This is a genomic window from Flavobacterium sp. ZT3R18 (assembly GCF_007097385.1).
Lineage (GTDB): Bacteria > Bacteroidota > Bacteroidia > Flavobacteriales > Flavobacteriaceae > Flavobacterium.
The window spans coordinates 1-5,399 of record NZ_VJZS01000039.1 but is presented as its reverse complement, the minus strand read 5'-3'; the positions used below and the strand labels follow the sequence as shown (position 1 = coordinate 5,399).

The following is a 5,399-nucleotide window of genomic DNA, read 5'->3' as shown; positions in this document are numbered from 1 at the left end:
TCAATTTTCGGCTTTGCAGAAAATATGATGCGAAACGGTAATTCCACTAAATCACACACTAGCTCAAAACGGCTGTTACCAGCTGGCTTTTCTACAGTTGATTTTCATAACCGATTTCATCCAAATCATATTTTAATTTATCAAAATTTTTTAATTCGGGATTTATTTCTTTAACCAACTCTTTTGTGATTTCTATTCCATTAAATATTTTCTCTACAAGTTCTAACTGGAGCTCACGCTCTTCGAATTCTTCTTCATAATATTCTTCTGCCCATTCTTTGTAAGTCAAAGGTTTTCCATCTAGTAATTTTAGTAAATGACTGGAACCATCTTTGTATTCATCTTTAGGTAAATTGATTTTCCCAGTTTTCCAATCTATATCTGTTTTGTTCTGCCAAATACAAAAGGTTGTTCCAATACTTTTTACAGGTTCTCCAAATATGAATTCATTAAACACTTTTGGTAATTCATCAACAATTCCAATTGGTATAACTTGAGTTAATTCCGTTTTGCTTTCTGTATTTGAGCCAAAAAAAATTTCAAAAAAGGATTTTTTTCCTTCTATTGCGACATTTTTCCATCCGTTCATTTCGCTTTCGTGTGCAAAACCATTTATACAAGTTCCATTTCCACTAAAAACTATCAACATTTGGTCGCCTTGTCCGTTTCGCATTTCGCAAAACTCTTCAGTTTCGCTCCAATCTTTTTGGTATGAATAATATCTATATTCCCATTCAGGACAAATAATTGCTTCTAAAGCAGAAATCGATTTGCAAATATTTTTTAATTTACTTGGATTAGGTAATAAATTTAAGTTTTCTGTAGAAAGTTTTTTCATCTGCGTATTTTTTTTAAGCTTGCTGGTAACGTCCCGCCGCTTGGCGAGGTTGGGGACTAAATTAAGATTAATATTTCGGTTAAGCACAAAATTTCCAAATACAAGACCAGTTTTAAATTAAGCCTAAAACCCCAATCTAGCCAAACGGCTGTTGGCAGTAGTTTATTCTTTTTTCATTGGTTGTATGCCAAGAATTTTATTGTTTTCGTCAAAGATTACTTTTATAATTGATTTTGGCATTTCGGATTGTTCATTTTCATATTTATATTGTAACATTAAATAATTTTCTCCCGTAAATGACATTTGAAATCCTTTGAAATATTGTACAATTTTATTATCAAAATCAATCATTTTTCGCAATTCCATTAATTGATTTTCAGTAACTTTTTCTATTACAATATCTGATAAAAACAATTTTGCTTCAGCAAAATTGTTTTCTTTTAGTTTTGAAATGAAACTTTCAAAGTTTTGATTTGAAATAAATATTGCTTTTTCATCAAGTTTTGGTTCAATTTTTTTCTTAATATTTTTTATATACAATCTTATTCTATGCGTTGGATTTGTTGTTACAAAACCTTCTTTTTTATAATAATTTGAAATTGCAGTGTACATTACTATTTCCAAACTATCATTTGGTTTCCATGTGTCTTTTCTATTTAGCCCTTTATTACTTTCTATATCCTTTAAATTGTCAAGGCTTCCTTCAGCTTTGCTTTCGCCATATTTGTTTGTCAAAGTTTTTAAAAGGTTTTTATATTTTTCAATTAAGGCTTTATTGAACTTTTCAGATTTTACATTATTGTCATTTTTCTCAAAATTGTAGACATCCCATTCATATAAAACTTCGTTTATAATTGAATCGTTTTTACTGAAAGAATATTGAACTAATAAATCTGGGATTTCTTTTTCTTTTCTCTTGTAAATAATTGGTTGAGCGGAATCGTCTAATGACATGTAAGTTTGACCGCTGTTAAATAATTCGCTTTTTAGTTTTTTCTCAAGCGAGACGAAATAACCAATTTTCTTTCCTTGAATTTCTGTCGAAATTTCTTGAGAAAACGTAATATTAAATTGAAAAATGAGGAAACTAAAAATTATTATTTTATTCACATGTTGTCTTTTATGCGGTTTTTAAATTACTGCCAACGTCCCGCCGCTTTGAGATGGTGTGTGGTTCGTAACCTTTCAACTTTCGGCTTTGCAGAAAATATGATGCGAAACGGTAATTCCACTAAATCACACACTAGCTCAAAACGGCTGTTGGTGGCTGGCTTTCTTGTCAATTTGTTATCCATTTCTTCAATTTTGTCAATAATGTCGGCTTTGGATTTTCGTGATTATATTTCCTGCTATTAAAGTCGTAAAATGAATCGTTTACTTCTTTTGTTAATAAGTCTATTTCAAAATGGAATGGTTCGCTTCCACTTTGATAATTCCAATAAGTTGCATATAATTTGTTCTTTCTAATCTCTACAAGTTTTATGTCGTCAAAATAGTAATTGTCAAAAAGAACGAAGTCATTGCCATTCGTATCCATAAATCGCAGGTCAAAGCCACTTGAATAGTAAATGTGAGTTTGTTCGTCATCTACAATCGCAGTTTTTATATCCGATATTTCCGTCTTGTTAAGTTGTTGTCTTGTCTTAACATCTATTAGAAAACTCTGTCCGCCTGATACTACAAAGACTTTTTCCTGTTTATCCAATTTAATAATGAATGTTCCTTGTTCTACCCAACTTTGTTCAAATGAGCCAATCCATTCTTCTCCTCCCTTGTCAACAAACTTTACCCATAGACAATTAGGAGTTATTGCTCCAAAATGTTTTTCGGGATACTGTCCTAAAATCGGTCTATTTATAAAGTCTGCAAACATTAAAGTTTATTTTCAATCGTTTTTATTTCGTGTCGTATTTCCTAAGCTTGCCACCAACGTCCCGGCGCTTTGAGATGGTGGGGATTTCGTAACCGAGTATTTTCTGCTTAACGAAAACGTGATGCGAAACGGAAATTCCACTAAAACCCCACTATATCAAAACGCCTGTTAGTGGCTGGCTTTCTACTGTCAACCGAATAATGTTGTGTTTGATTGTTCGATATTTTTTGGTCTGTTAGTCATCAAATTTTCAAATTCTGTGTAGTTGTCTTTTGATTTGATTACAAATATTTTTGAAATCTGTATTTTGTCTTCCTTTAATTCAGTGAATTTAGAAAGTCCTTTTTTGCTGTTCAGAATTATTTCTTTGTTTGCGTTATAAGTTGGCAGGTCAAAGTCTGAGTTAACAGGATTGATAACAGCAATTGGTCTTTGAGTTTCGCAAAACGATTTTGTCGTAAAACGTGAACCACCATTCAAAGAACTTTGAATTAAAATTAATCCGTTAGAAAGCCCAGCTTGTATTCTGCAAGATTTTACTACTGTAAAAGTGTCTTCTTTTTTGTCTGGGGGCATTTCTGAAATCAAAAGTCCACCGCTTTCAACGGTTTTTTCAGCGTTTTCAGCGGTCTTTTTAAGAAGTGTTTTTTTAGTATTGTAGTTTAACCCACCCGCTAAAATGCCGATAACTTTATTATAAATTTTGTCGTTAGATTTAATAGAAAAATTGTCAACTCCTTCTGCAAGTCCGTTGCAAATTGCCCAACTTGAATTTGCGTAAAAAGCACCAATTCTTTCGGAAATTTTCACAGCATTTTCATTCGGTTCTCTTGTTCCTATGATGCAAACAGTTTTATTATAAAGTAAATCAAGATTGCCTTTGCAATAAATTACTGATGGCGGATCTTTTATTTCTTTTAGTAGAAAAGGATAATCGTTGCTTGTAAATTCAATTATTGTTATACCTTCTTCTTTACATTTAAAAATAATGTCTTTAGCATTTTCAATTGCATCAAAGATTGTATCATCATCAAAAGGTTTATTATTAGAGGAAGTAATATCCTTTATTTCTTGAATTAAGTTGTTGCTTTTAAAAGTGTTTTGTGAAACTACTTTTTTTATAAAAGCAGGCCCAATTCCCTTTAATTCCGAAAGTGCAATTATTCCGATTATTTTGCTATTATCTTTCATTGTTTTGAAATGTTTTCTATATATCCACATCCATTGCCCCTAAATTTAGGCAGTAGACAAGAATAAAATTTAGACCCATCTATTTTTTTTATTTTAATCTTTAGTAGTTTACCGCATTTCGGACAAACTTTACTTTCAATCGGTAAAATTAGATAGAATAAAGAAACAAAGAGTATGTTTTTAACGCCTTTATTTCTTAACTGTTGTGATATTTCATTTGCTGTTGCCGAAGACGTGAATTGGTCGTCAATTACGATAACGTTTTTGCCTTGCAATTCAATTCCTTCAATTGTATTTAAATGTTTTGAAATAAAATCTCTTCTTGTTTGATAGTTTGGTTGATTTCTTAAACTTCCTGTTACATCGTTAGACCATTCAAAAAGTTTTATTTTCTCTAAATCCGTTTCAACAAGTTCAAAAATTTCTTTCATCTTGTTTGGTGGTGTTGTCGTTTTTTTGTCTGAAACGTATGTGAAATAATCCCAATGATATTGCGGAAAACTAACAACTCGGTTTAAATAATTAGTAACTGACTTTGCAAGTAATGAAATAAATTCTGGTGTTCTTTCGGGATTGTCAATTTGATAATATTTGTCGGCTCTTGCAAATCTATCGCATTCGCCATCTTCTTGTCTTGCCAAACATCTAAAAGCAATAAAATTTTCGTTATAATATCTTGTTAGAAATCTAACCATATTATCGGAAGTTTCTCCTTGAAAAATGGCTTCTAACGCTAAAAGACTTTTGTTTGGATTTTCTATTATACGGGTTACATCTTCAAATGTTTTAGCATAATAAGTTGCACCCATTTTAATTGGTTTCAGTTCTTGTCCAATTCCATCACGTACTTCTATGCTTGTAGCTTTATAAAACTTTGTCAAAACAGTTCTTAGATTTAATCTTCGCCCAAGTTCAATGTCAAGCCAACTGTCGCCCACCATAATAAAATTGTCCTTAATGTCAAACAAGGATTTTAGTTCTTGATTTGACTGAATAAAATTTACGGTTTTTTCAACATTTGGTTTGTCAGTGAGACTTACAGCTGGAATTTTAAAAATCTCTTTTGCAATTTTGTTTACATAATCTGGATGGCTGTCAGAAACAATAATTGGTGTATGGCCTTTTGCTTGAATTTCTATAATAAACTCTGTTGCACCTTGAATTAGAGGAATGTCGGAAATAATGGTTTGTTGCTTACCATCCTTAAATGGCTTAAACTTTTCGTGAGCCGTGTCTGTCAATGTTCCATCAAGGTCTATGAGTATTATCATTCGGTATGTCGTTTTTTTAAGCTTGCCACTAACGTTCTCGCGCTACAAGCAGTTTGGGATTAAATCAGCGTTATCTTTCGGATTTGCCAAATCTTCCAAATACAAACCAATTTTTCCATTAAACCAAATACCCAAATTGCTTGTAGCGTGTGTGTGTGCCTTGCATGCGCTTCCATTCCTACAAACGTAAGGAATTTATCTAGAGGGTGCAAGTCCCTTATCGGCA

5 protein-coding genes are annotated in these 5,399 nt (G+C 31.9%); all 5 read right to left on the bottom strand.

Annotation, left to right across the window (positions count from 1 at the left end; translation table 11 throughout):
* Positions 1 to 91 precede the first annotated feature (91 nt).
* On the bottom strand, positions 92 to 838 hold the full coding sequence (locus tag FNW52_RS20230; protein ID WP_143379282.1) for a hypothetical protein: 747 nt from the start codon (positions 836 to 838) through the stop codon (positions 92 to 94).
* A 162-nt stretch (positions 839 to 1,000) separates the two neighbouring features.
* Entirely contained in the window at positions 1,001 to 1,948 is a 948-nt protein-coding gene (locus FNW52_RS20225) for a hypothetical protein (RefSeq protein WP_143379281.1), read from the bottom strand.
* 169 nt (positions 1,949 to 2,117) lie between these two features.
* Positions 2,118 to 2,711: a hypothetical protein gene (locus FNW52_RS20220; RefSeq protein WP_143379280.1), complete on the bottom strand. Its 594-nt coding sequence runs from the start codon at positions 2,709 to 2,711 to the stop codon at positions 2,118 to 2,120.
* A gap of 189 nt (positions 2,712 to 2,900) precedes the next feature.
* Positions 2,901 to 3,902, bottom strand: coding sequence for a DNA-processing protein DprA (locus tag FNW52_RS20215; RefSeq protein WP_185966052.1), 1,002 nt, complete (start codon positions 3,900 to 3,902; stop codon positions 2,901 to 2,903).
* Positions 3,899 to 5,173: a hypothetical protein gene (locus FNW52_RS20210; RefSeq protein WP_143379278.1), complete on the bottom strand. Its 1,275-nt coding sequence runs from the start codon at positions 5,171 to 5,173 to the stop codon at positions 3,899 to 3,901. The genes FNW52_RS20215 and FNW52_RS20210 overlap by 4 nt, the downstream gene beginning before the upstream one ends.
* Between the last annotated feature and the right edge of the window lie 226 nt (positions 5,174 to 5,399).

What these genes read in the sequence shown, in the direction of transcription:
- FNW52_RS20215 (WP_185966052.1), bottom strand. Translation starts at nt 3,902, where the DNA reads ATGAAAGATAATAGCAAAATAATCGGAATAATTGCACTTTCGGAATTA.
- FNW52_RS20230 (WP_143379282.1), bottom strand. Translation starts at nt 838, where the DNA reads ATGAAAAAACTTTCTACAGAAAACTTAAATTTATTACCTAATCCAAGT.
- FNW52_RS20220 (WP_143379280.1), bottom strand. Translation starts at nt 2,711, where the DNA reads ATGTTTGCAGACTTTATAAATAGACCGATTTTAGGACAGTATCCCGAA.
- FNW52_RS20210 (WP_143379278.1), bottom strand. Translation starts at nt 5,173, where the DNA reads ATGATAATACTCATAGACCTTGATGGAACATTGACAGACACGGCTCAC.